The organism is Mycobacterium sp. ITM-2016-00316 (genome assembly GCF_002968335.2).
GTDB lineage: Bacteria > Actinomycetota > Actinomycetes > Mycobacteriales > Mycobacteriaceae > Mycobacterium.
This window is the reverse complement of sequence record NZ_CP134398.1, coordinates 4,719,515-4,742,866: the sequence shown is the minus strand read 5'-3', so window position 1 is coordinate 4,742,866 and position 23,352 is coordinate 4,719,515. Positions and strand designations below refer to the sequence as shown.

The window sequence follows — 23,352 nt, the reverse complement described above, 5'->3', positions numbered from 1 at the left end:
TGCCTTTCATCCGAACCTCACACCGGTGAGTTCCTGCGACACCTCCCAGACGCGGTCGGCGTTCTCGCTGTCGCGCAGCGGCTTCCAGAGCTTCTGGGGACCGGGCGGCCCGCCTGCGTTGCCGGGCCACTGGGGTCCGTAGAACACCCCCGGTTCGGTCGAGGTCGCCGCCACGAGCGCCGGGAGCTTGGCGGTCTCGGGAGTCCCGGCGAACAGCCCCCGCTTCGAGAGCCACCGGATCATCCGGACCCCGGTGGTGTCCTTGGCCCGGCCGAGTTCGGGGCGCGCCGCGAGCAGGCTGGTCGGGGCGACACCGGGATGCGAGATAGTGCTGGTGATGGCCCAGCCCGCGGCGGCGCTGCGGCGGGCGAGTTCCAGTCCGAACAACCCGCACGCGATCTTCGACTGGCGGTAGGCGGCCATCCCGTCGTAGCGGTGCTCCCAGTTCAGGTCGTCCCAGTTGATGGAGCCACTGCGCGCGGCGACGCTCGTCTGGGACGTCACCCGCGCACGTCCGGCCGCCAGCAGCGGCAGCAGGTGCCCGGTGAGGGCGAAGTGGCCCAGGTGGTTGGTGCCGAACTGCAGCTCGAACCCGTCGACGGTGCGCCGCAGATCGGGCGGCGTCATCACCCCGGCGTTGTTGATCAGGAGGTGGATCGGGGCGCCACCGGTGCGCAATTTCTCGCCGAGCGCGGCAATCGACGCCAACGAGGCGAGATCCAGCGCCTCCAGCGACAGCTTCGCCTGCGGGTACCGGGCGCGGATGGTCGCCACCGCCGCCTCGCCCTTGCCGGTGTTGCGCACCGGCATGACGACCTCGGCGCCGGCCTGCGCCAGGCTGGCGGCGATACCGAGCCCTATTCCGTCGCTGGCCCCGGTCACCACCGCACGTTGTCCGGTCAGGTCGGGGATGGCGATGTCGTACTGTCCGCGTGTCATGCGTTCGAGACTGCCCGGTGCCCAGGGCGGCATCCACGGTCTGACGATCCGTGGCTGGGCAGTCCGCGGCGGGGAACAATGGCAGCCATGATCGATCGAGCCGGACTGGCGGAATTCCTGGTCCGCCGGCGCAGTGCCTTGCAGCCGGAGGACGTCGGGCTCCCGCGCGGGCAGCGGCGCCGCACGAGTGGGTTGCGCCGCGAAGAGGTCGCCGGGCTGTGCCACATGTCGACCGACTACTACGCGCGCCTGGAACGCGAGCGCGGGCCGCAGCCCTCCGAGCAGATGATCGCCTCGATTGCCCAGGGATTGCATCTGTCCCGCGACGAGCGCGATCACCTGTTCCGGCTGGCGGGTCATCACCCGCCGGTGCGGGGTTCGGGCACCGACCACATCAGCCCCGGAATGTTGCGGATCTTCGACCGGCTCGCCGACACTCCGGCCGAGATCGTCACCGAACTGGGGGAGGCGCTGCGCCAGACCCCGCTGGGCGTCGCAGTCTTCGGTGACCTGTGCCGACACACCGGACCGTCCCGCAGCGTCGGCTACCGCTGGTTCACCGATCCCTCGGCGCGCGACCTGTGCCCGCCCGAGGATCACGAGTTCTATTCGCGGATGTACGTTTCCGGGCTCCGGGGAATACTGACGCTGCGCGGTCCGGAATCCAAAGCGGCTCGGCTCAAGGAACTGCTGTCCGCCGAGAGTGCGGAGTTCCGGGCGGTCTGGGATGAACACGAGGTCGGTATCAGGCCTCGAGAAATCAAGCGTTACAACCACCCCCAGGTCGGACTGCTGGAACTCAACTGCCAAATCCTGCTGGATCCCGACGAGTCGCACACGTTGCTGGTCTTCACCGCGGCGCCCGGCAGCGAAAGCTACGAGAAGCTGCAACTGTTGTCGGTGGTCGGCGCGCCGACCGGGTGAGCGGCGGCGACGGTGTCATGCTGATGTCGATGACCGACCGGCCGCTGGACCCGAACACCCGGCTCGCCGCCGAGCGTAACCGGCTGGCCCTGGAACGCACCCTGATGGCCTGGACCCGGACGGCGACCTCGCTGATCGCGTTCGGGTTCACCATCTTTCAGATCTTCCGGTATCTCTCCGAGAGTGAGCGCCTGGCCGACCCCTACGTCAGCCCGCAGGTGGTCGGCGCCGTCATGGTCATGATCGGGATCGCGGCGCTGATCCTGGCCTGGGTGCAGCACCGGCAGGAGTTGGCCGCGCTGCGTGCGGAGTTCGGCCCGATGCGCTATTCCATCGCCTCCGTCGTGGCGGCGATGATTGCCGGACTCGGAGTGCTGGCGCTGCTCGCGATCACGCTGCGGATGTAACTCATCGAGGAGCTTCATGAGCGGTTGGCTAGTGGAACACATCCCGGCGGGGGTGCTCCTCATCGCCCTGATCGTGCTGTTCGCCGGTGGTGCGCTGCTGGCGCAGCGATTCGTCCGGCGCCGGTACCCGCAATTGGCCGGAGAGGAGCACAACGATGTCACCCGGTTCGCCTACGGGGTGATCGGGTTCGTCTACGCCTTCTTCATCGGATTCGTCGTCTCGGCCATGTGGGGCCACATCAACACGGCGGACGGCAACGTGCGGGCAGAGGGCGCGGCGGCGGTGCAGTTGGCAAGCGATGCGGCGGTTTTCGACGCTGCCGACGCCGAGCGGATCCGGCAGCGCCTGCTGACCTACGAACGGGCGGCCATCGCGGAGTGGCCCGGCAGGCGTTCGGCCGAGGCCGATGCCGCGCTGGCCGACGTCTACCAGGCCTACGGTCAGATTGTTCCGACCGATGGCATTCAGAAGTCGATTGTCGCAACATCGTTCAGCAATCTGGACAAGCTCGCCCAGGCCCGGACGGTGCGAATCATGCAAGCCCACGGCGATGACGGACCGCCGTGGCCACTGTGGGCGGTCGTCTTTCTGACCAGTGGGTTGGTGCTGGGCACCGCGATCATCTACGGCGTCGAGAAGCCGTCGATGCACTATCCGATGGTGGCGATTGTCGGAGTGCTCGTGGCCACCAATCTGTTCCTCGTGCTGCAGCTCTCGCACCCGTTCATCGGTGACGTGGCGACCTCACCGGACCCGCTGCGCGAGGCCGTCGCGGTGCTGGAACAGCCGGGCGGTTAGAGCCGGTACATCTCCCGGGCCATGGCGGCGTCCTCCATGAAGGCCTCCCGCTGGAAGGCCCGGTGGCCACGCCTCGTGCGGGTTGCCTGCGCAGGGGCGACGAATGCCGCGCGCAGCGCCGCTGCGATCCGGGCGACCCAGTGCCGAGAATTGATGCGCGGCAATGATATCGCTGCCGCCGGCGATCCCCTGAGGGGTTGTGCGTGTGTCATGATTCGACGCTACGAAGATCGCGGCAACCAGGCATCGTGCCCGGGGGCGATCTTGATCTGCGACCGTAGTAGGAGGCGAACCCGACCAGGGCATGAGAGCCGGGTCACACCGACTGTCGGCCGTGGCCGCGACGATCACGTCCCGGTCAGGTGCGCCCGCACATCGTCGTCGAGCTCGACCCCGAAGGACCGCAACATCCACCCCAGCGTCTCGTAGGCGCCGACAGTGAAGATGACGTCCAGGATCTGCTGCGTGTTCAGATGTGCGTTCAGCGTGGCCCAGCTGTCATCACCGATGATGCCGTCGGCGACCAGCTCATCGGCGGTGCGCAGCAGCACGGCGTCGGCCTCCGACCACAGGGACGAGTCCGGGCCCCAGGCGATCTGGGCGACCTCGTCGCGGGAGATGCCCACATCGCCGGCGATCACCACATGCTGAGCCCATTCGTACTCGGATTGTCGCAGCACCGCGGTGCGCAGGATCAGTAGTTCGCGCTGCCGCGGCGTCAGCGAGGTCGCCGACAGCAGATGGCCGTTGAAGGTGAAGAAGGCCTTGGCCAGCTCCGGGTGGTACGCCAATGCGCCCAGCACGTTGAGACCTTTCGGTCGTCCCTCGGTCGGCAACGGGGGATGACGGCGCACCGGCGGGTTCATGGCCGCCAGCGCCTCGCGCATCTGCGGGGGCCACTCCTTGGGAGCCAGCGGGTCGACACGGGTCATCTCAGAGGGTTCCTCTCGTCGCGCGAGCCATATCGGTAATGGCGTTCTCACAAGATTGCACGACGATCTCGGAAATGACGAATGTGACGCTTCGAGCCGGAAAGGGGCGAGTTGGGCCGACGTCAGCGGGCGGCGGGCTCCTGCAGGTTCCACAGATTGTTGGCCAACAACCGCTGCAACTTGTCGAGAACCGCGGCGACCTCGGTATCGGTGCCGACGAACCCGGCATAGAAGCCCATCCCGAACATCAACACCAGCAACATCTCGACGAGTGCGGCGGCGTCGGCGTCGGCGGCCAGCTGACCGTTCCCGGCGGCGTCGCTGACAGCGGTGCTCAGGAACGCGCGGACATCTTCGCGGGGCGCGTATGCGTCGTTCTTGAGCTCGGGGTGCCGGTAGGCCTCCAGCATCGAGGTGACCAGGAACGCCGCCGCCGAGTCGAACTCCCGGTGGGCGGCCAACATCCCGGTCATGAAGGCCGACAGCTTGCCGGTCAGGGTGGTCTCGGCGGCCGCCGCTTCGACACCGGCCTCGAACAGCGCGGTGTTGGTGCTTGCCAGCACCTGCCCGTACAGATCCTTCTTGTTGGTGAAGTAGTGATTGATCGCCGGACGGGTCAAGTTGGCGCGTTCGGCGATCGCCTGGAATGTCGACGCGTCGTAGCCAAGTTCACTGAAAACCTGCCGAGCCGCGTGGATGATCCGTTCACGGGTTTCGGCACCATTAGCTGCTCGTGGACGCCCGCGAGTGCGGCGCAGCGCTTGTGTCATACGCGGAGTTTGCCACAGTTATCTGACTCATGCGTAGAAAACTTCCCCAACTGCGAGTTTCCGGGCCTCCATAGCAAATGCCCGCGCCGGGGTTGTTGCCGACCCCGTCCTCGCCGCCGTAGCCTCGTGAGGTGTCCGGAGTGACCGCTGTCCGCGCCGACGAACTGGCCGCCCTGGAGTTCTTCGCCGGTTGCCCCGCGTCGACGCTGCGACCGTTGGCCGCGCAGCTACAACCGCTGGTCGCGGCGCCCGGCCAGGTGCTCATGCGCCAGGGTGAGACGGCCCTGACGTTCCTGCTCATCGGGTCGGGGCAGGCCGAGGTGACACACGTCGGCAAGGAGGGCGCGGTGACGGTGTCGCAGCTGGGGCCCGGTGTCGTCGTCGGCGAGATCGCGCTGCTGCGGGACAAGCCCCGCAACGCCACGGTGGTGGCGACCACCGAGCTGAGCGGCTGGGTCGGCAACCAGGATGCCTTCGCTCAGATGCTGGAACTGCCCGAGGCGATGACCCGCTTGGTGCGGACCGCCCGGCAGCGGCTGGCGGCCCACATCACCCCCATCGAGATCGCGCTGCGGGACCACCTGGTGCTGCATCTGCGCCCCGTGCTGCCCGGTGACAATGTGCGCACCGTGAGCGGGCCGATCGAGTTCTCCTCCGAGACGCTCTACCGCCGGTTCCAGAGCACCCGGGTGCCCACCCCGGCGCTGATGGCGTACCTGTTCGAGGTCGACTACGTCGACCACTTCGTCTGGGTGATGACGGCCGGACCGGACGGTCCGGTGGTCGCCGATGCCCGCTTCGTGCGGGAGGGGCACGGTGTCAGCACAGCCGAGGTGGCGTTCATCGTGGCCGACGTCTACCAGGGCCACGGCATCGGCACCTTCCTGATGGAGGCGCTCGCGGTGGCCGCACATGTCGGCGGTGTCACGCGGTTCACCGCGCGGGTGCTGACGGACAACTACGCCATGCGGGCCATCATGGACCGTGCCGGCGCGCACTGGGTGCGCGATGATCTGAACGTGGTCATCACCGAGGTGGACGTGCCGGCAGCCAATGCGCTGTCCCTGCGGCCGGAGATGTATGAGGAGATCGCCGAGATGGCGCGCCGCACCATGCGATCGGTGAGCTGATGGCTGCCAGGCCGCCCCTGAGCAAGGACACTCGGCTGTGCATCTCGCTGGCCGCCCGCCCAAGCAATATCGGCACCCGGTTTCACAACTATCTGTACGACGAGCTCGGCCTCGACTTCATCTACAAGGCCTTCACCACCACCGATATCGCCGCCGCCATCGGCGGGGTGCGCGCGCTGGGCATCCGCGGCTGCTCGGTGTCGATGCCGTTCAAATCCGATGTGATGGCTCTGGTCGACGAGATCGAGCCCTCGGCACAGGCCATCGAGTCGGTCAACACGATCGTCAACGACGACGGCCATCTACGCGCCTCGAACACCGATTACCTTGCCGTGCAAGGGCTGATCGCCCGGCACGCGCTGAATCCGGACGCCGAGGTCATCATCCGCGGCAGCGGTGGAATGGCCAACGCCGTGGCGGCGGCGTTCGCCGGGGCCGGCTTCGGCGGGGGCATCATCGTGGCCCGTAACGCCGAGGCCGGGCGTGCGCTGGCCGAGCGCGTGGGCTATCGGTACGCACCGGAGGTCGGGTCGCTGCGTGCGCCGATCCTGGTGAACGTCACCCCGATCGGTATGGCCGGGGCGCCCGAGGAAACTCAGCAGGCCTTCGACGACGACGTGATCGCCGCCGCCGCTGCCGTTTTCGATGTGGTGGCGCTACCGTCGGAGACTCCGCTGATCAGCGCCGCGCGCGCGGCGGGCACCACGGTGATCACCGGCGCAGAGGTCATCGCGCTGCAGGCGGCCGAGCAGTTCGAGCGTTACACCGGCGTCCGGCCGACCGAACACCAGGTCGCGGCCGCGTCGGCCATCTCTCGCGCCTAGCTCGCGACTCGGCGGGTGCGCGCCACCGACACGGCTGGTTCGTGCCGCGGGTCCCGCCCCGGGCGGTTAAATTGACGCCGACAACAATTGGCCCGGCGCCCGGCTTCCGGAAATGCTCGGCAACAGGAGGACCCATGGCGGTGGCGACGGAGTCGACGGTGCTTGCAGCCGAGCGTCGCAGCCTACGGACGTACATGTTCACGATGCTCGGCCTGGCGGTACTCGGCTTCGCCGTCTACGCGATCACGCGGGTGTCGGCCACTCAGCTCGATGGCGTGATATCGCTGATCAATGCGGCAGCTGCCTTTATCGCGGCCCGCCTGGCGGTGACTGCGTCGCAGCCCGCCGACGCGGACAACCCATACGGCCGTCTGGCATTGGAGAACCTCTACGCCCTGTTTCGTTCGCTGATGATCCTCGGAGTGGTGCTCGTCGGTCTGGTGATCAATGGGATCAAGGTGGTGGACTATCTCATCACCGGAGAGGGCAGCGAACCGGAGTTCGGGTTGGCTGCGGTGTACACCGCGGTATGCGTGCTGGTCTGCCTGGCTCTCAAGTGGAATCACGAGCGCAACAACCGTTCGGTCGGTGGGGCGTCGGCGCTCCTGCGGGTCGAAGCCACCGCGGCAAAAATGGAAGCCATCATCAGCGGCGGGATCTGCGCGTCGCTGGTTCTGGTGTCGGTGATCCCGGACGGCACCGTCATCACCTCGCCGGACTTCGATATCAAGGACATCGCTGACAGCATCATCGTGATCGTGCTTTGTCTGCTGCTCGTCGGTGAACCCATCCGCCAGATCCGCCTGGAGTTCGCACGGCTGTCCGGGCAGCGCGCCGACCCGGCCCTCGACGCCGCCGTCCAGAACGCGATCGCCGCCGTGAATGCCGAGCACGCCGACGAACTGGACCACCGGCTCGTCCTGGTCGACGCATTGGCGATCAGTCGAGGCAAGACATCCGAGATCGATCTGCGGGTCTCCTACACCGGCACGATGTCCGTCGCGGAACAGGACACCCTGCGGGCGCACACCTACGCCGAACTCCGCGATCGGATAGGACCTCTGCGACTCACGCTGGTGTTCAGCGATCTGCCCATACACGCGACACCTTGCCTGTGAACGGTCCGCCTACGGTCATCACCGACGACAGCCCGGGCGGGCCGATCTCAGGGCGTGATGGTCGTTTCCTCGTCGATGGCCGACGTGGCATCCATCAGCGGGCCCATCTGCTCCTCGGTGCCTTCGGCGTTGATCTGCAACACGAACACGCCATCATCGGCGGGGATGACCGTCGTCTTCTGGGCGACGAGCAGGTTCTTACCGTCCTTGACGTAGGTGCCGCCGACCTGGACGGCGTCGAAGCCGCCGAGCTTGTCGGGCTGGCCCTCGGCGGGACCGTCGAACTGGGGCAGGTTCCTGAGCTCACCCGCGGCGAACTCGAGGACCTTGGCGCTGTCGACGTCGCCGGTCAGCTTGGACATGATCGCGGTGATGGTGGGCGGCGGTGGCGGCATCGACGGGTCGGTGAAGACGATCTGGCTGTATGCCCACTCGGGGGTGGCAGGTCCGGCATCGACCCATCCCGGCGGGGCCGGGAGGTTCACGGTGGGTGCGCCTTCGTCGCCGCGCCGCACCTGAGCCTCGGTGATCTGGTTGTCCTGGATGTACTCGGCGATCGTGTAGTTCTCACCGGCGGGCGCGGTGGCGGCGCTGGATTCCGCGGCGCTGGTGCTGGTCTCGGCAGCTTCGGAAGAGGTGGCGCTGGTGCTCTCCTCGGCGCTGCTTGCGGATTCGGTCTTGGTGTCTGACCCGCAGCCGGCCAGGGCCAGGCTGAGCGCTGCGGCCGCCGCGGCCACACCCCGGGCGGTCGTCTGCTTGTTCATTGTGTCTCCTGTCGTGGGCACCCGTAGGCGATCTCGTGCGGGACGTTACCCGGCGGAGTGACGGCGCGCGGGCGAGCGCGTCAATATCGGAGAACGGCCGTCTGGATGTGCCGGTGTGATACGACAGCTTCATGCGTGGCTACGCGATCTGTCTGGGGGCCGTGCTCGCCGTCACCGGATGCGAAGCGTCCCCGCCACCCACGTCCGCGCCGTCATCGGCCGGCCAGGCTTCCGGCACGGTGAACCCGGCCGCGGTCGCGCGGGTACGCAGCGAGCTGCCACCCGGCTATGAGGTGGGGAATCTCGCGGATCATGCTGCGCCGGCGTCGTTCTGGGGGCTGAAACCGAATTGGACGGCCGATCCCGCGCCGTGTGGGGTGCTGGCCGATCCGGGTGCCGGAGCTCCGGTTCGGGGCTGGTCGGCGTCGGGGCCGGGCGGAATCGTCTACGCCCTCGTCGCGGGTCCGGGGGCCACCGGTGCACCGCCGGACGGCTGCGCGGCCTGGACGCTGACCGGTGGGCGCACGACCGCGGCGGTGAATGCGCTCGAACCGCCCGTCATCGCCGACACGCCGACGGTCGCCATGAGCACGGTGGCCACCACCGTCGTCGAAGGGGGCACCGAGACGCGCTCGCACGCCGATACCGTCAGCGCCTACCTGGACTCGGGTTACGTCGCATCCGTGACGGTGGTGACCGACCCCGGTTCGGCCCTGCCGGTGCTCGGACCCGATGTCGCCGCGCAATTGCTGACGCAGACGGTCAGCGCCGTCCGCGGCGCAGGGCGGTAGATTGGCGGCGATGTTCTCGCCACGGGCGCTCGCCCTCACCGCCTGCGCGGCCGCGCTCACCGCCTGCACGGCAGCCGAACCCGAACAGGGCGCCGGCATCGCTGGGGTCTTCGAGGTGAAGTCGACGTTCGACTCGCAGTTCCAGGTGACCACGACCGGGCCCACCGGTATCGACCCCAAGTTGCTCGCCCCCGCGGCGGTGCCGCCCGGTGTCCGGGTGGAGCCGCAGGCCTGCGCGAAATTTGCCGCAGGCCTTGCCATTCCGGAGGGCGCCCAGGGCAACATGGCCGCCACCACCGCCGAGGGCAAGGGCAACCGCTTCATCGCCATCGCCGTGGAGACCTCGGAGCCGGTGCCGTTCAACGAGCCCGGCCCGGACTGCCAGAAGGTGGGCTACGGCGGGCCGGGCGTGCGTGGCCTGGTCGAGGTCGTCGAAACCCCGCAGATCGAGGGTGCGCGCGTCGTGGGTACCCATCGCGTGGTGCAGACGGTGGTGGACGGGAAGCCGCACAGCGGTGAGTTGTTCAACTACGTCGCAAGTTTCGACTCATACCTGGTGATCGTCACGGCCAATCCGCTGGTGGTGCCGAACACCCCCGTCGCTCCGGTGGACACCCAGAAGGCCAGGGACCTGCTCACGGCCGCGGTGGCTGCGGTGCGCGGCTAACGCACATCCCGGGGCCGGAACTGGATGCTGATCCGCGGGCCCGTCGGGCGTGCCGTCTTCGGGACCGCGTGCTCCCAGGTCCGCTGGCAGGACCCGCCCATCACCAGCAGATCCCCGTGACCCTGCGGTAGCCGCAACGAGCGGCCCCCGGAGCGCGGACGCATCGCGAAGGTCCTTCGCGCTCCCAGGCTCACGATCGCCACCATGGTGTCCTCGGTGCTGCTGCGCCCCACGGTGTCGCCATGCCACGCGACGCTGTCGGTGCCGTCGCGGTACAGGCACAGTCCGGCACTGGTGAACGGTTCGCCGAGTTCGCCCGCGTAGATGTCGTTGAGTCGCCTGCGCAACCGCGCGATGGCCGGGTGCGGGGCGGGACCGTCGGTGAGATCGTGGAAGCTGACCAGACGGGGCACATCGAGCACCCGCTCGTACATCTGACGGCGCTCGGCACGCCACGGAATGGCCTCCATCAGTTCGTCGAACAGGGAGCCGTCACCGTCCAGCCAGCCGTTCAGCCAGCCGGCGCGCACGTCGATCCAGGCACCGGCGCCCAGGTTTCGACGTTCGTCGTGGTCGAAGAGCGACCCTTGAACGGCCAGAGACACCACCCCAGCGTATCGCACATGCGTTCGATGTCAGAGGTTGACCGCGCCGGGTCCGTGATCGGCCAGCACGTCTTCGGGGTTGACCAGCTGACACGCCTTCAGGCTCATGCACCCGCAGCCGATGCACCCGGTCAGGTTGTCGCGCAGCCGCTCCAGATGCACGATCCGGTCTTCCAGGTCCTGTCGCCAGCCCGCCGAGAGCCGGGCCCAGTCCTTGCTCGTCGGAATCCGGTCATCGGGCAGGGTGGCCAGCGCCTCGCGGATGCGGGCCAGCGGGATGCCGAGTCGCTGCGACATCCGGATGAACGCGACCCGGCGCAGCGTCTCGCGGGGGTAGCGGCGCTGATTGCCCGAGGTGCGCCGGCAGCTGATCAGGCCCTCGCGTTCGTAGAAGTGCAGTGCGGAGACCGCCACTCCGCTGCGCAGGGACATCTCACCGGGCGTCAGTTCGTGGACTTCCACGACCTCAACCATAGTTGAGCTCGGCTCGCGATGCCGGTTTCTGCTACCGCCAGGACGGCAGCCAGATCTGCATATGCCAGGTGGTCTGCGATATCGGCAGCCCGGTGAGAATCGGGTAGAGCCAGGCGAAGTTGGTGATCACCAGCGCCACATAGCAACTCACGGCGATCAGGCCCAGCGTTCTGCGCTCGGCGTTCTGCCGGGGCTGATACAGGATCTCGCCGAGTATCAGCGCTATCAGCATCGCCAGGAACGGCGCCATCGTCGTGGCATAGAAGAAGTACATCTGCCGGTCGATGTCGAGGAACCAGGGCAGGAAGCCGGCCGAATATCCCACCAACACTGCGGCATAACGCCAGTCGCGGCGCACGAAGGTCCGCCACACCGCGAACATCAACACCGGCACCGCGATGAACCACATGGTCGGGGTGCCGACCAGCATCACCGCCTTGACGCAGGATTCCGCACCACAGCCCGGCACGTTCTGCTGATCGATGGCGTAGAGCACCGGCCGTAGCGACATCGGCCACGTCCACGGCTTGGATTCCCACGGATGGTGATTGCCCGCGGCGTTGGTCAGCCCGGAGTGGAACTTGTAGACCGAGGACGTGTAGTACCAGAGCGAGCGGATCGCGTCGGGTAGCAGACCGCCTTCGCCGATGGTGCGGCCCACCTCATGTCGGTACACCCCGGTCTCGGAGGCGAACCAGCGCGCATACGACGCCAGGTACACCAACAGCGGGATCGCGCCCAGCGCGTACACCGCGGGCACGGTGTCGCGGCGCAGCGTGCCCAGCCACGGTCGGGGCGCCCGGTACTGGCGGCGCGCCGCGACGTCGAAGGCCAGCGTCATCACGCCGAAGAACGCGATGAAGTACAGCCCGGACCATTTGGTGGCGCACGCCAGGCCCAGCAGCACGCCGGCGCCGAACCGCCACCAGCGCACCCCGAGCCGCGGGCCCCACGGGGTGTCGCCGATCCGGCCCTCCATCAGGGCGACGTGCATCCGCAGACGCACCTGGTCGCGATCCACGATCAGCGCGCCGAAGGCCGCCACCACGAACACCACCAGGTAGACGTCCAGCAGCGCGGTGCGCGCCGAGACGAAGCTGACACCGTCGGCGATGATCAACAGCCCGGCGAGCGCACCGACCAGTGTCGAGCGGCTGATCCGCCGCACGATCCGCGCCACCAGGATCACGATGATGACGCCGCACACCGCGCCGGAGAACCGCCAGCCCAGCCCGTTGTAGCCGAAGATCCACTCGCCGAAGGCCATCAGCGCCTTGGACAACGGCGGATGCACCACCAGCCCATAGCCGGGGTTGTCCTCCAGGCCGCCGTTGCCCAGCATCTGCCAGGCCTGCGGCGCGTAATGCTTCTCGTCGAAGATCGGGGTGCCCGCGTCGGTCGGCGACCCGAGGTTCAGGAACCGGGTCAGCGCGGCCAGCGCCCCGATGATGGCCGTCATCACCCAGCCCTGCAGCCGGTCGACGGGCCCGAAGTCCGGCACCGGCACAAGCGGGCCCGGGCTGATCACGGGTGCGGCGCGCTCCGGAAGCACGGTGTCGGGAGCGGTCATCACCGACGATCGTAGGCTTTAGCGGTGGAACACGGCCGACTGCTCCTGGGTGCCACCCCGTTGGGCCGGCCCGACGACGCCTCGGCCCGCCTTGTCGAGGCGCTGGCGTCCGCCGACGTGATCGCCGCCGAGGACACCCGGCGGGCCCGCACGTTGGCCGCCGCGCTTGAGGTGACGCCGGCCGGACGGATCCTGAGCCTGTTCGACCAGAACGAGGCCACCCGGGTGCCGATGCTGCTCGAGCAGATCGCCGCGGGCGCCACCGTGCTGTTGATCAGTGACGCGGGCATGCCGCTGATCAACGATCCGGGCTACCGGTTGGTGACGGCGTGTGTGGCGGCGGGCCTGACGGTGAGCTGCCTGCCCGGCCCGTCGGCGGTCACGACGGCGTTGGCGGTGTCCGGGCTGGCCGCCGACCGGTTCTGCTTCGAGGGGTTCGCGCCGCGCAAGCAGGGCGCGCGCCGGACCTGGCTCGGGGAGCTCGCCGGCGAGCGGCGCACCTGTGTGTTCTTCGAGTCGCCGCGCCGGCTGGCCGACACGCTGCGCGACGCCGTCGACGTGCTCGGCCCGGACCGGCGGGCCGTGGTGTGCCGGGAGCTGACCAAGACGCACGAGGAGGTCAAACGCGGCACCCTCGGCGAGCTTGCGGATTGGGCCGCAGACGGGGTCCTCGGGGAGATCACCGTGGTGCTGGCCGGGGCCGTCCCGCAGACCGACCTGCAGACCCTGGTCGACGAGGTGGCTGCGCTCATCGAGGACGGAGTCCGGGTCAAGGACGCGTGCGCGCAGGTGGTCGCGGCGAATCCGGGTGCGACATCCAAGCGGGAGCTCTACGATGTGATCTTGAAGTCACGGGAGTAGAGGAGACCGCGATGTTCGGTTGGCTGCGCCGGCGCAGTGCAGCCGCCGCCGAGCATGTGACGGCCGAACTCGCGGGTGAGGGCGTGGTCCTCGGGCCGGAGAAGGGTTCCTACCGCGGCGCGACGGCGCCCGGCTATCCGAAAGTCAAGAACGCCGGGGTGATCGCGCTGACCCGGCGGCGGCTGGTGTTCCGGACCCTCACCGGCAAGACCATCGAGGTTCCCGTCGATGCCATCACCGGTGTGCGTGACGCGGGTGTCTTCAAGGGGTCGGTGGTGGGCGGCCAGCAACACCTGATCGTCGGGACCGCCGCGGGGGAGATCGGTTTCTACGTGTTCTCCGGTATCGGTGCATGGGTCACCGCGCTCGATTCGCTGACGCCGAGCTGACCGAGCCCGACGGTGGGCGCCGCCTTGTGCAGGCATTCCTCCCATTCGGCGGCCGGGTCAGAGTCCGCGGTGATCCCGCCGCCGACACCGAGTACCGCGGCACCGTGAGCGTCGAACTCCACCGTCCGGATGGCCACGTTCAATTCGGTGCCAGCACTGGGCGAAGCCAAACCGACGGTGCCGCAGTAGATCCCGCGCCTCTCGAGCTCCCAGTCCAGGAGCAGTTCGCGGGCCCGGCCCTTCGGGGTGCCCGTCACCGAAGCCGGCGGGAAGGTGGCCTCCAGCACCTCGGACATCGGCATGTCGACCGGGATCCGAGCCGCGACCGTGGACACCAGATGCCACACGCCCGGTGCCGGCCGCACCCGCAGCAGTTCGGGAACCGTCACCGATCCGGTGATGGCCAGCCGACTCAGATCGTTGCGCACCAGGTCGACGATCATGATGTTCTCGGCGACATCCTTGACCGACGTGCGCAGCAGCGCAGGCGACTTGTGCAGGGGCAGTGTGCCTTTGATCGGGCTGGAGATGACGGATTCAGCGCGGCGGCGCAGGAACAGCTCCGGGGACAATGACGCCACCGCACCCCAGCTGCCGGCGACGTAGGCGGCCCGCGCCGGGGCGGTGCGAGCGACGGCGTCGACGAAGAAATCCAGCGGGTCACCGGTGATCCGGCCATGGAACTGGGTGCAGACACACGCCTGATACACCTCGCCGGCCGCGATCGCCTCCAGGCAGGCCGCCACTGCGGTCAGATGCCGATTGCGGTCGGGCGCGGTCCAGTCCATCGAGTACGGCCGCGGTGCCGCTTCGGTGACCCCGGACAGCCATTCGGGACATGCTGCCCCGGTGAGGCTTTCGTACCACCAGCAGTCGTCGGTATCTTGGCGCAGCACCGAGTCGGACCAGCCGCCGGCGGCCACGGGGATGCGCGGCGCCGCAGGCCCGTCGGGGTAGGACAGGTACCCGAACCACCCCCCGCCGACGGCCTGCGAAGCCCCCGGGCTGACCGCGAACACCTCGGTGGCGGGCACCGCATCCAGGGATGGTGCGATGACGGCCTTGGACCCGAACCAGTCCCCGATGAGCGCGGCCGGCGGTGACAGGCCCAGGCGCGCCGCGGCGTCGGCGACCCAGCGCAGTACGCCGGGCGCGTTGCCCAGGTGGCCGAGTCGGTCGATGCGCACCGACCCAGCCTGTCAGAAGCTAACGGCTGATGGCGCGCGGGATGGTGGCGGTGGTCAGCTTCTCCGGGTTGCGCATCGCATAGAAGTGCGAGATCCGGCCCTCGGTGATTTCGATCGTGATCACACCTTCGAAGCTGTCGCCCAGGTAGAGCTTGAGAGCTGGGGCGTTGTTGTAGGTGGCCAACTCGACGCGGCCCTCCTCGCCGGCCATCCGCAACAGCCCGATCACGAGCCGGGCCACCCGATCGGGGCCGTGCACCGGCCGTCGGGCGGCGCTGACCTTGCCCGCGCTGTCGGCCGTCCACACCACGTCCGGGGCGAGCAGTTCGATCAGGGCGCTCACGTCCCCGGTGGCGGCGGTCGCGAAGAACTGCACGGTGATCTGTTCGCTGGTGGCCCGGTCGACGGGCTCGAAACGTTTGCGCCGGGCATGTACGTGTTCGCGGGCGCGGTGCGCCATCTGGCGCACCGCGCCCGCGGATTTGCCGACCGCTGACGCGATTTCGTCGTGACCGAAGCCGAACACCTCGCGCAGCACGAACACCGCGCGTTCGTCGGGGGTCAGCGATTCCAGCACCACCATCATCGCCATGGACACGGACTCGGCGAGCACCACATCCGCGCCGGCGTCCTGCGTGTCCACCAGCAGCGGTTCGGGCAACCAGGGACCCACATACTCCTCGCGGCGGCGGGCCTGGGCGCGCAACGCGTTGAGCGACTGCCGGGTCACCAGCTGAGCCAGATAGGACTTGGTGTCGCGCACCGTGTCCAGGTCCACCTCCGCCCAGCGCAGGTAACTTTCCTGCAGGACATCGTCGGATTCGGTTGCCGAACCGAGGATTTCGTAGGCGATGGTGAACAGCAGCGGCCGCAGCGCGGTGAACCGGTCTGCGTGCTCGTTCATCGGACGGCGGCGGCCTTCGCGTCGGCCACCCGCTGCGCCCGCTTGCCGCCCTTGAGCCAGAAGTACGAGCCCGGCTTGCGGGCCTCCTTGGCCAGGAAGGACACCGTGCCCTTGCAGACCGCCTCCTTGACCGTCGCCGCGACCCGCCCGCCCAGGTACAGCGGCATCACCCGGTCGTCGAGATGGGCGAGCTGAATGGTGGCGGCGCCGCGGCCCAGGCTGATGCACTGGCCGGTGAAGGCCTGGTTGATCACCGCGGGCTCGGTGCCCGCGATGCGGCTCAGCACCGTGTTGGCGGCCTGGGCGCCGAGCGGGATCGCCGCCTGGCAGCTCATCCGCAGCGGCAGATCCGACGGTGCGGAAGCGTCACCGGCCGCCACGATGTAGGGGTTGTCGACACTGGTCAGGGTCTCGTCGGTCAGCAGCCGTCCCAGGGCGTCGGTGGCCAGCCCGCTGCGGGCCGCCAGATCCGGCACCCCGAACCCCGCCGTCCAGATCGTCACGGCACTGCGCAGTTCGCGCCCGTCGGCCAGCAGCACCGAGCCGTCGCGGACCTCGGTCACCGTGGCCGCAGGCCCCTCGACGACGGTGACGTCGAGTGTGCGCATCACCTTGGCCACCGAGGTGCGGCCCTTGGCATGCAGGTACGGGCCGAGCACCCCACCGCACACCAGCGTCACGGCATGCCCTGCTTCGGCGAGCTCGGCGGCCATCTCGATGCCGGTCGGTCCGGCGCCCACCACGGTCACCGGCTCACCGGCACGGATCCCCGCGATGGCGTCGCGCAGCGGCGCCCCGTGCTCGAATTCCGATATCGGATAAGCGAATTCGGTGGCGCCGGGCACGTTCAGTGCAGCGCCGGTGCTGCCGACGGCGTAGATGAGGTAGTCGTAGCCGACCGTGTCGCCGGCGACGGTGACGGTGCGGGCGGCGGCGTCGATGCGCTCGGCGGTGCCGACGAGCAGCCGGACGTCGGCGCCCAGGATCTCGGCGTAGTCCACCACGGCGTCATCGGAGCCGGTGACCAACTGGTGCAGCCGGATCCGCTCCACGAATTCGGCTCGCGGATTGATCAGGGTGACGGCGACATCGGGGTTCTGGCGCAGGTGGTTGGCCGCGATGACGCCCGCATACCCGCCACCGATGACGACGACGTTGGTGCGCTGGTTGTTCATGAGGTTCTCCTTTTCTCGGATATGCCCTCAAGACACCGGCGCCGCCCGGAGTGTGACACCGTGGTGGTAATTGTGGCTCAGATCACTCCGTATCTTTGTCGGGGGCCTGATACCGGGGAAACACTCCTTCGGGCGCCGGCAGCGCGGTGCCGGGGACCAACCGGGTGCCGATCGCGGTGAAGTCGCGCTGGTCGGCGGGCTGACCGAGCAGATCGAGCAGCTTGCCTGCCGACACCGGCATCACCGGCTGGATCAGCAGCGCGGCGATCCGCACGGTTTCCAGCGTTGTGTAGAGCACGGTGGCGAAGCGCTGTTCGTCGGTCTTGCGCAGCACCCAGGGCTCCTGAGCGGAGAAGTACCGGTTGGCCGCACCGAGTACCGACCAGATCGCCTCCAGCCCGAGGTGCATTGCCGGCTCGTCGAAGTGACCACGCACCCGCGGCAGCAGTGCGTCGGCAAGCGCCAGCAGCGCCGAGTCCTCGGCGGTGAACTCACCCGGCGCGGGCACCGTGCCGTCGAGGTTCTTGGCGACCATCGACAGCGAGCGCTGCGCGAGGTTGCCCAGCTCGTTGGCCAGGTCGGCGTTGATCCGGCCGATGATCGCTTCCTCGCTGTAGCTGCCGTCCTGGCCGAACGGCACCTCCCGCAGCAGGAAGTAGCGCACCTGGTCCACACCGAAGGCGTCCACGAGCGCGATGGGGTCGATGACGTTGCCCACCGACTTGCTCATCTTCTCGCCCTTGACGTTGATGAAGCCGTGCGCAAACACTCTGCGCGGCAGGGCGATACCTGCCGACAGCAGGAACGCCGGCCAGTAGACCGTGTGGAACCGGATGATGTCCTTGCCGATCACGTGCAGATCGGCCGGCCAGTACCGCTGGAACGACTCGGACGCCGTGTCGGGGAAGCCCACGCCGGTCAGATAGTTGGTCAGTGCGTCCACCCACACGTACATGACGTGATCGGGATGATCGGGTACCGGGACGCCCCAGTCGAAGGTGGTGCGTGAGATGGACAGGTCGCGCAGCCCGCCGGAGACGAAGCTGACCACCTCATTGCGCCGGACATCGGGCCCGATGAATTCCGGGTGCTCCTCATAGAGGGCGAGCAGCCGGTCGGCGTATGCGGACAGCTTGAAGAAGTAGGTCTGTTCCTCGGTCCAGGTGACCGGCGTACCGGTCTCGGTGGCGATACGGGACCCGTCGGGCAGCAGCTCGGTCTCGTCCTCGGCGAAGAAACGCTCATCGCGTATCGAGTACCAGCCGGCGTAGGTGCCCAGATAGATGTCGCCGGACTCGTTCATCGCACGCCAGATCGCCTTCGACGCCTCGTAATGGTCGGCATCGGAGGTGCGGATGAACCTGTCGAAGGAGATGTTCAGCTTCTCCTGCATGCCCTGGAACACATCCGAGTTGCGGCGCGCGAGATCGGCGGTGGGCAGGCTTTCGGCGGCCGCGGTCTCGGCCATCTTGAGGCCGTGCACGTCGGTGCCGGTGAGGAACCGGACATCGAAACCATCGAGCCGCTTGAACCGCGCGATCGCGTCGGTGGCCGTCTTCTCGTAGGCGTGCCCGATGTGCGGCGCACCGTTGGGGTAGTCGATGGCCGTGGTGATGTAGTACGTCGGTCCGGGGGTGCGCGTCCCCGCGCCGGGGAATGATTCGGTCATTTGGATCTCACCTTAAAGTGTCAGCGTGAGCGCCAAGAGAGAGAAGCCGCCCGTCCCGGAGCCGCTGACCCCACTGATCGACGCTCACACGCACCTCGACGCCTGCGGCGCCGAAACCGCCGACGACGTGCGCGCGATCCTCGACCGTGCCGGTTCGGCCGGCGTGCAGGCGGTGGTCACCATCGCCGACGACCTGGACGCCGCACGCTGGGCCGTCCGGGCCGCGGACTGGGACCCACGCGTGTATGCCGCGGTCGCGTTGCACCCCACGCGGGCCAACGCCCTCGACGATGCGGCGAAGGCGGAACTGGAGGCGTTGGCCGCCGCGCCGCGGGTGGTGGCGGTGGGGGAGACCGGTATGGACATGTACTGGCCGGGCCGGTTGGAGGGCTGCGCGGATCCCGCGGAGCAGCGCGAGGGATTCGCCTGGCACATCGACCTGGCCAAGCGGACCGGCAAGCCACTGATGATCCACAACCGCGACGCCGATGCCGAGGTGCTCGACGTGCTGCGTGCGGAGGGGGCGCCGGAGACGGTGATCTTCCACTGCTTCTCGTCCGATGCCGCGATGGCGCGGGTCTGCGCGGCCCACGGGTGGATGGTCAGCCTGTCGGGGACGGTCAGTTTCCGCAACGCCCACGCGCTGCGCGAGGCGGCCACCGTGGTCCCCGCCGAATTGCTGTTGGTGGAGACCGACGCCCCGTTCCTCACCCCGCACCCGTACCGCGGTGCGCCCAACGAGTCGTACTGCCTGCCGTACACGGTGCGGGCGCTGGCCGATGTGCTCGATCGGCCGGCAGCCGAACTGGCCGAGATCACCGCCGCGAATGCGATGCGCGTTTATGGGTTGGTGTGACCCGTTGGATACCGTGGCCAGTTGGCGCGGTTGACCGAACTTCGTTACCGTCCTGTTATCGAATGCGGACGGTCATCCTGGCTGCTCACGTGCCGCACTCATGAGTCGGGAATCGAAATCAGTGAATGTGTTGAACAAGCTCCACGAATCGCGCTCGCCTGCACTCCGTTTGTTGGTGGGCGCACTGCTGCTCACCTTGGTGTTTGCCGGTGGTGTCGCGGTGACCTCACACAAGACGCTGTCGCTGACCGTCGACGGCACCCAGCTGACCGTGGCCACCATGAAATCGCGGGTCATCGACGTGGTGGAGGAGAACGGTTACACCGTCGGTGAGCGTGACGATCTATTCCCGGCCGCCGACGCGTCCGTGGCCGACACCGATGCCATCGTGCTGCGTCGCAGCCGCCCCCTGCAGATCTCCATGGACGGCCAGAACAGCACCGAGGTGTGGACCACGGCGGCGACCGTGCAGGAGGCGCTCGCGCAGCTTTCGATGACCGACACCGCGCCCGCCGCCGCGTCGCGCGGCAGTCGTCTGCCACTGGCCGGAATGTCATTGCCCGTGGTCAGCGCAAAAACCGTCGAACTGAACGACGGTGGCAAACTCAGCACCGTCCGGCTGGCCGCCCCGAACGTCGGCGGTCTGCTGGAGGCGGCCGGTGTGCCGCTGCAGCAGCGCGACACCGTCGTTCCGGCGGCGTCCTCACCGGTCATCGACGGTATGCGCATCGACGTGACGCGTGTCCGCATCGAGAAGGTGACGGCGCAGGTGCCGCTGCCGCCGCCCAGCAACCGGATCGAGGATCCGACGCTGAATCAAAGTCGCCAGGTCGTCGAGGATCCGGGCGCCCCGGGTCTGCAGGACGTCACGTTTGCTGTCGCCGAGGTCAACGGGGTCGAGACGGGACGGTTGCCAGTAGCCAATGTCGTCCTCAATCCGGCGCGCCAAGCTGTGCTGAGGGTCGGCACCAAACCCGGCACCGAGGTGCCGCCGGTATCGAACGGTCACGTCTGGGATGCGCTCGCCGGGTGTGAATCGGGTGGTAACTGGGCTATCAACACCGGCAACGGATATTTCGGTGGCGTCCAATTTGATCAAAACACCTGGGAGCGACAGGGTGGTCTGCGCTATGCTCAGCGGGCAGATTTGGCGACGCGCGAAGAACAGATCGCGATAGCTGAAGTGACGAGGGCACGTCAGGGTTGGGGTGCCTGGCCAACATGTAGCGCCAGATTGGGGTCATCGTGACGATCCGACTGCTCGGGCGAACCGAGATACGGCATCTGGCCCGGGAGATCGACTTCCGGCCGAGGAAGGCGTTCGGACAGAATTTTGTCCACGACGCCAATACCGTGCGGCGCATCGTGTCCGCGTCCGGTATCCATCGGCAGGACTCGGTGATCGAAGTCGGTCCGGGCCTCGGCTCGCTGACCCTGGGCCTGCTCGACCGGGGCGCCCGGGTGACCGCGGTCGAGATCGACCCGGTGCTGGCCCGCCAGCTGCCCAAGACGATCGCCAACCACTCGCACAGCGAGATCGGCCGGCTGACCGTGCTGAACCGCGACATTCTCACGCTCAAGGCCGATGACGTCGACGAGCTACCCACCGCGCTGGTCGCCAATCTGCCGTACAACATCGCCGTCCCGGCGCTGCTGCACCTGCTGGCCGAGTTCCCGTCCATCAAGACCGTGATGGTCATGGTGCAGGCCGAGGTCGCCGAGCGGCTCGCCGCCGAGCCCGGTGGCAAGGACTACGGCGTACCGAGTGCCAAGGTGCGTTTCTACGGTGAGGTCCGCCGTTACGGCATGGTCTCGCCGACGGTGTTCTGGCCCATCCCGCGGGTCTACTCCGGGCTGGTCCGCATCGACCGCTACGAGTCGTCCCCGTGGCCGACCGACGCCTCGTTCCGCGAGCAGGTCTTCGAGCTCATCGACATCGGTTTCGCGCAGCGCCGCAAGACGTCGCGCAATGCCTTCGCCGAGTGGGCCGGTTCCGGCAACGAGTCCGCCGAACGTCTGCTGGCGGCGAGTATCGACCCGGCTCGCCGCGGCGAGACCCTGGCCATCGCGGATTTCGTGCGGCTGCTGCAACGCTCCGGTGAAATGGCGCCGCCCGCGCCGGCCCCGGCTCCCGAGCCGGCGGTCAGCGAATCCGAGCGCGCCACCGACTCGGCTCGCAGCTAACCTGGCAAATTCTCTCGCCGCCCGGGTCGCTCCGGGCTTGGTGGTCGTCGCCCGACATCGACCGTTCTCATCGCGCAGAGCGGTACTCCTACCGGTTCAGTTTGTGATCCTTGACACACTGCGCGGGCAAACACTAGCCTGATCGACAGCGGCGGGATCTGACGAGGGGTATCTCAGCGCTTATCCGCTCGGCGTCCCAAGCGTGGCGGTAGTGTCGTCCGGTGTCTGCATCCGACGGCGATACCGCCACCGAGTGGGTGCCCACCGGTTCGGTCACGGTGCGCGTCCCCGGCAAGGTCAATCTCTATCTGGCGGTCGGGGATCGCCGTGATGACGGTTATCACGAGCTCACCACCGTCTTCCACGCCGTGTCGCTGTTCGATGACGTCACCGTGCGCGACGCCGACGTGCTGTCGTTGACGATGTCGGGTGAGGGCTCCGAGGCGCTGCCGACCGATGAGCGCAATCTGGCCTGGAGGGCCGCCTTACTGCTGGCCGACCACGTCGGCCGGGCCCCCGATGTCGCGATCTCCATCTCCAAGTCGATCCCGGTCGCCGGGGGGATGGCAGGTGGCAGCGGTGACGCCGCCGCGGTACTGGTGGCGATGAATCACCTCTGGCAGCTGGGCGTGCCGCGCCGCGATCTGCATGCGCTGGCCGCCCAGCTCGGCAGCGATGTGCCCTTCGCCCTGCACGGCGGTACGGCACTCGGTACCGGCCGCGGTGAGGAACTCGCGACCGTCCTGGCCCGCAGCACCTTCCACTGGGTGCTGGCCTTTGCCGACAAGGGACTGTCCACGCCCGCGGTGTTCGGTGAGATCGACCGGTTGCGCGAGACCCCGGATCGAGGCGGGCCACCGCGGCTCGACGACGCCGAACCGGTGCTGGCCGCGTTGGCCTCCGGAGACCCGCACGAACTGGCCGCGCTGCTCGGTAACGACCTGCAGCCCGCCGCGCTGAGCCTGCGCTCGGACCTGCGCCGCACCCTGCGCGCCGGTGACGAGGCCGGGGCGCTGGCCGGGATCATCTCCGGATCGGGGCCCACCTGCGCCTTCCTGTGTCCGTCGGAGTCCGCCGCGGTCGACGTCGGGACCGCGCTCTCCGGCGCCGGGGTGTGCCGCACCGTGCGGGTGGCCAGTGGCCCCGTCCACGGTGCCCGGGTGGTGCCCGATACCGCGCGGTGAGTCAAACATTCTTGCGTTGTGACACATGTCTCGATCGGTCCGAGAGTTTGGCAGTTACTTAAGGGTTCTTTAAGATGGGCTCTGGTGGAAACCCGCACGCGGAAACGAGTGCGGGTTACCGGCTGGCCATCACCGTTTCGAGACACAACTGCTTCCCAATTGTGCGTGCGCGCCTCTCTCAAAGAGGGTGCTAGCAGGCGGAATATAGGGAAACGCGCAAGGAAACTGG

26 protein-coding genes are annotated in these 23,352 nt (G+C 68.2%); 14 read left to right on the top strand and 12 right to left on the bottom strand.

Annotation, left to right across the window (positions count from 1 at the left end; genetic code table 11):
• Positions 1-6: 6 nt before the first annotated feature.
• Complete coding sequence (locus C6A86_RS22800; protein ID WP_105363655.1) at positions 7-939, bottom strand: SDR family oxidoreductase; 933 nt, start codon at positions 937-939, stop codon at positions 7-9.
• A gap of 87 nt (positions 940-1,026) precedes the next feature.
• Between C6A86_RS22800 and C6A86_RS22795 the strand changes: the two genes are divergently transcribed.
• The 3 genes from C6A86_RS22795 to C6A86_RS22785 are packed head-to-tail and all read left to right on the top strand — an operon-like array spanning position 1,027 to position 3,069.
• Complete coding sequence (locus tag C6A86_RS22795) at positions 1,027-1,863, top strand: helix-turn-helix transcriptional regulator (protein ID WP_199196212.1); 837 nt, start codon at positions 1,027-1,029, stop codon at positions 1,861-1,863.
• 29 nt (positions 1,864-1,892) lie between these two features.
• Entirely contained in the window at positions 1,893-2,270 is a 378-nt protein-coding gene (locus C6A86_RS22790; RefSeq protein ID WP_158263269.1) for a YidH family protein, read from the top strand.
• Between the two features lie 16 nt (positions 2,271-2,286).
• Positions 2,287-3,069, top strand: a complete 783-nt coding sequence (locus tag C6A86_RS22785; RefSeq protein WP_105363643.1) for a DUF4239 domain-containing protein — start codon at positions 2,287-2,289, stop codon at positions 3,067-3,069.
• On the opposite strand, the gene C6A86_RS22780 is transcribed toward C6A86_RS22785, so the two are convergent.
• From C6A86_RS22780 to C6A86_RS22770, 3 genes are all read right to left on the bottom strand, one after another.
• Complete coding sequence (locus C6A86_RS22780) at positions 3,066-3,281, bottom strand: hypothetical protein (RefSeq protein WP_142406992.1); 216 nt, start codon at positions 3,279-3,281, stop codon at positions 3,066-3,068. The two genes, C6A86_RS22785 and C6A86_RS22780, sit on opposite strands and share 4 nt — an antisense overlap.
• 135 nt (positions 3,282-3,416) lie before the next feature.
• Positions 3,417-4,001: a carboxymuconolactone decarboxylase family protein gene (locus C6A86_RS22775; protein ID WP_105363644.1), complete on the bottom strand. Its 585-nt coding sequence runs from the start codon at positions 3,999-4,001 to the stop codon at positions 3,417-3,419.
• Between the two features lie 122 nt (positions 4,002-4,123).
• Complete coding sequence (locus C6A86_RS22770; RefSeq protein ID WP_105363645.1) at positions 4,124-4,771, bottom strand: TetR/AcrR family transcriptional regulator; 648 nt, start codon at positions 4,769-4,771, stop codon at positions 4,124-4,126.
• A 131-nt stretch (positions 4,772-4,902) separates the two neighbouring features.
• On the opposite strand from C6A86_RS22770, the gene C6A86_RS22765 reads away from it, so the two are divergent.
• The 3 genes from C6A86_RS22765 to C6A86_RS22755 all read left to right on the top strand — a co-directional run bounded on the left by C6A86_RS22765 (position 4,903) and on the right by C6A86_RS22755 (position 7,843).
• Positions 4,903-5,901, top strand: coding sequence for a GNAT family N-acetyltransferase (locus C6A86_RS22765; RefSeq protein WP_105363646.1), 999 nt, complete (start codon positions 4,903-4,905; stop codon positions 5,899-5,901).
• The gene (locus C6A86_RS22760; protein ID WP_105363647.1) at positions 5,901-6,725 is read left to right on the top strand and encodes a shikimate 5-dehydrogenase; all 825 of its coding nucleotides are present in this window, start codon (positions 5,901-5,903) and stop codon (positions 6,723-6,725) included. The genes C6A86_RS22765 and C6A86_RS22760 overlap by 1 nt, the downstream gene beginning before the upstream one ends.
• A gap of 134 nt (positions 6,726-6,859) precedes the next feature.
• On the top strand, positions 6,860-7,843 hold the full coding sequence (locus C6A86_RS22755; RefSeq protein ID WP_105363648.1) for a cation transporter: 984 nt from the start codon (positions 6,860-6,862) through the stop codon (positions 7,841-7,843).
• Positions 7,844-7,890: 47 nt separating this feature from the next.
• Here the strand turns inward: C6A86_RS22755 and C6A86_RS22750 are convergent, their stop codons facing one another.
• Complete coding sequence (locus C6A86_RS22750; RefSeq protein ID WP_105363649.1) at positions 7,891-8,607, bottom strand: LpqN/LpqT family lipoprotein; 717 nt, start codon at positions 8,605-8,607, stop codon at positions 7,891-7,893.
• Between the two features lie 131 nt (positions 8,608-8,738).
• Between C6A86_RS22750 and C6A86_RS22745 the strand changes: the two genes are divergently transcribed.
• Together C6A86_RS22745 and C6A86_RS22740 are read left to right on the top strand one after the other, a co-directional pair.
• Complete coding sequence (locus C6A86_RS22745; RefSeq protein WP_105363650.1) at positions 8,739-9,398, top strand: DUF5642 family protein; 660 nt, start codon at positions 8,739-8,741, stop codon at positions 9,396-9,398.
• 10 nt (positions 9,399-9,408) lie between these two features.
• Positions 9,409-10,065, top strand: a complete 657-nt coding sequence (locus C6A86_RS22740) for a DUF5642 family protein (protein ID WP_105363651.1) — start codon at positions 9,409-9,411, stop codon at positions 10,063-10,065.
• Here C6A86_RS22740 and C6A86_RS22735 read toward each other — a convergent pair.
• From C6A86_RS22735 to C6A86_RS22725, 3 genes are read right to left on the bottom strand one after another with little or no spacing between them, the layout of a single operon-like run.
• Positions 10,062-10,670, bottom strand: a complete 609-nt coding sequence (locus tag C6A86_RS22735) for an alpha-ketoglutarate-dependent dioxygenase AlkB (RefSeq protein ID WP_105363656.1) — start codon at positions 10,668-10,670, stop codon at positions 10,062-10,064. The genes C6A86_RS22740 and C6A86_RS22735 overlap by 4 nt on opposite strands.
• Before the next feature lie 30 nt (positions 10,671-10,700).
• Positions 10,701-11,144, bottom strand: a complete 444-nt coding sequence (gene soxR, locus C6A86_RS22730; protein ID WP_105363652.1) for a redox-sensitive transcriptional activator SoxR — start codon at positions 11,142-11,144, stop codon at positions 10,701-10,703.
• A 31-nt stretch (positions 11,145-11,175) separates the two neighbouring features.
• Positions 11,176-12,714, bottom strand: coding sequence for a dolichyl-phosphate-mannose--protein mannosyltransferase (locus C6A86_RS22725; RefSeq protein ID WP_105363653.1), 1,539 nt, complete (start codon positions 12,712-12,714; stop codon positions 11,176-11,178).
• Between the two features lie 24 nt (positions 12,715-12,738).
• On the opposite strand from C6A86_RS22725, the gene rsmI reads away from it, so the two are divergent.
• Both rsmI and C6A86_RS22715 read left to right on the top strand, forming a co-directional pair.
• On the top strand, positions 12,739-13,575 hold the full coding sequence (gene rsmI, locus C6A86_RS22720) for a 16S rRNA (cytidine(1402)-2'-O)-methyltransferase (RefSeq protein WP_105363654.1): 837 nt from the start codon (positions 12,739-12,741) through the stop codon (positions 13,573-13,575).
• Positions 13,576-13,586: 11 nt separating this feature from the next.
• On the top strand, positions 13,587-13,964 hold the full coding sequence (locus C6A86_RS22715; RefSeq protein ID WP_233212914.1) for a hypothetical protein: 378 nt from the start codon (positions 13,587-13,589) through the stop codon (positions 13,962-13,964).
• Here C6A86_RS22715 and C6A86_RS22710 read toward each other — a convergent pair.
• The 4 genes from C6A86_RS22710 to metG form a co-directional block, all read right to left on the bottom strand.
• On the bottom strand, positions 13,904-15,151 hold the full coding sequence (locus C6A86_RS22710) for an aminodeoxychorismate synthase component I (protein ID WP_105362311.1): 1,248 nt from the start codon (positions 15,149-15,151) through the stop codon (positions 13,904-13,906). The two genes, C6A86_RS22715 and C6A86_RS22710, sit on opposite strands and share 61 nt — an antisense overlap.
• Positions 15,152-15,170: 19 nt before the next feature.
• Positions 15,171-16,055: an RNA polymerase sigma-70 factor gene (locus C6A86_RS22705; RefSeq protein ID WP_105362312.1), complete on the bottom strand. Its 885-nt coding sequence runs from the start codon at positions 16,053-16,055 to the stop codon at positions 15,171-15,173.
• Positions 16,052-17,230, bottom strand: a complete 1,179-nt coding sequence (locus tag C6A86_RS22700) for an NAD(P)/FAD-dependent oxidoreductase (protein ID WP_105362313.1) — start codon at positions 17,228-17,230, stop codon at positions 16,052-16,054. Before C6A86_RS22700 ends, C6A86_RS22705 begins: the two co-directional genes overlap by 4 nt.
• 82 nt (positions 17,231-17,312) lie before the next feature.
• Entirely contained in the window at positions 17,313-18,899 is a 1,587-nt protein-coding gene (gene metG, locus C6A86_RS22695) for a methionine--tRNA ligase (RefSeq protein ID WP_105362314.1), read from the bottom strand.
• A gap of 25 nt (positions 18,900-18,924) precedes the next feature.
• On the opposite strand from metG, the gene C6A86_RS22690 reads away from it, so the two are divergent.
• The 4 genes from C6A86_RS22690 to C6A86_RS22675 all read left to right on the top strand — a co-directional run bounded on the left by C6A86_RS22690 (position 18,925) and on the right by C6A86_RS22675 (position 23,123).
• Positions 18,925-19,755: a TatD family hydrolase gene (locus C6A86_RS22690; protein WP_105362315.1), complete on the top strand. Its 831-nt coding sequence runs from the start codon at positions 18,925-18,927 to the stop codon at positions 19,753-19,755.
• 121 nt (positions 19,756-19,876) lie between these two features.
• Positions 19,877-21,004 carry a resuscitation-promoting factor gene (locus C6A86_RS22685; RefSeq protein WP_105362316.1) on the top strand — a complete coding sequence of 376 codons (1,128 nt, stop codon included), beginning with the start codon at positions 19,877-19,879 and terminating at the stop codon, positions 21,002-21,004.
• On the top strand, positions 21,001-21,939 hold the full coding sequence (rsmA, locus tag C6A86_RS22680; protein WP_105362317.1) for a 16S rRNA (adenine(1518)-N(6)/adenine(1519)-N(6))-dimethyltransferase RsmA: 939 nt from the start codon (positions 21,001-21,003) through the stop codon (positions 21,937-21,939). The genes C6A86_RS22685 and rsmA overlap by 4 nt, the downstream gene beginning before the upstream one ends.
• A gap of 221 nt (positions 21,940-22,160) precedes the next feature.
• Positions 22,161-23,123: a 4-(cytidine 5'-diphospho)-2-C-methyl-D-erythritol kinase gene (locus tag C6A86_RS22675; protein ID WP_105362318.1), complete on the top strand. Its 963-nt coding sequence runs from the start codon at positions 22,161-22,163 to the stop codon at positions 23,121-23,123.
• Positions 23,124-23,352 lie beyond the last annotated feature (229 nt).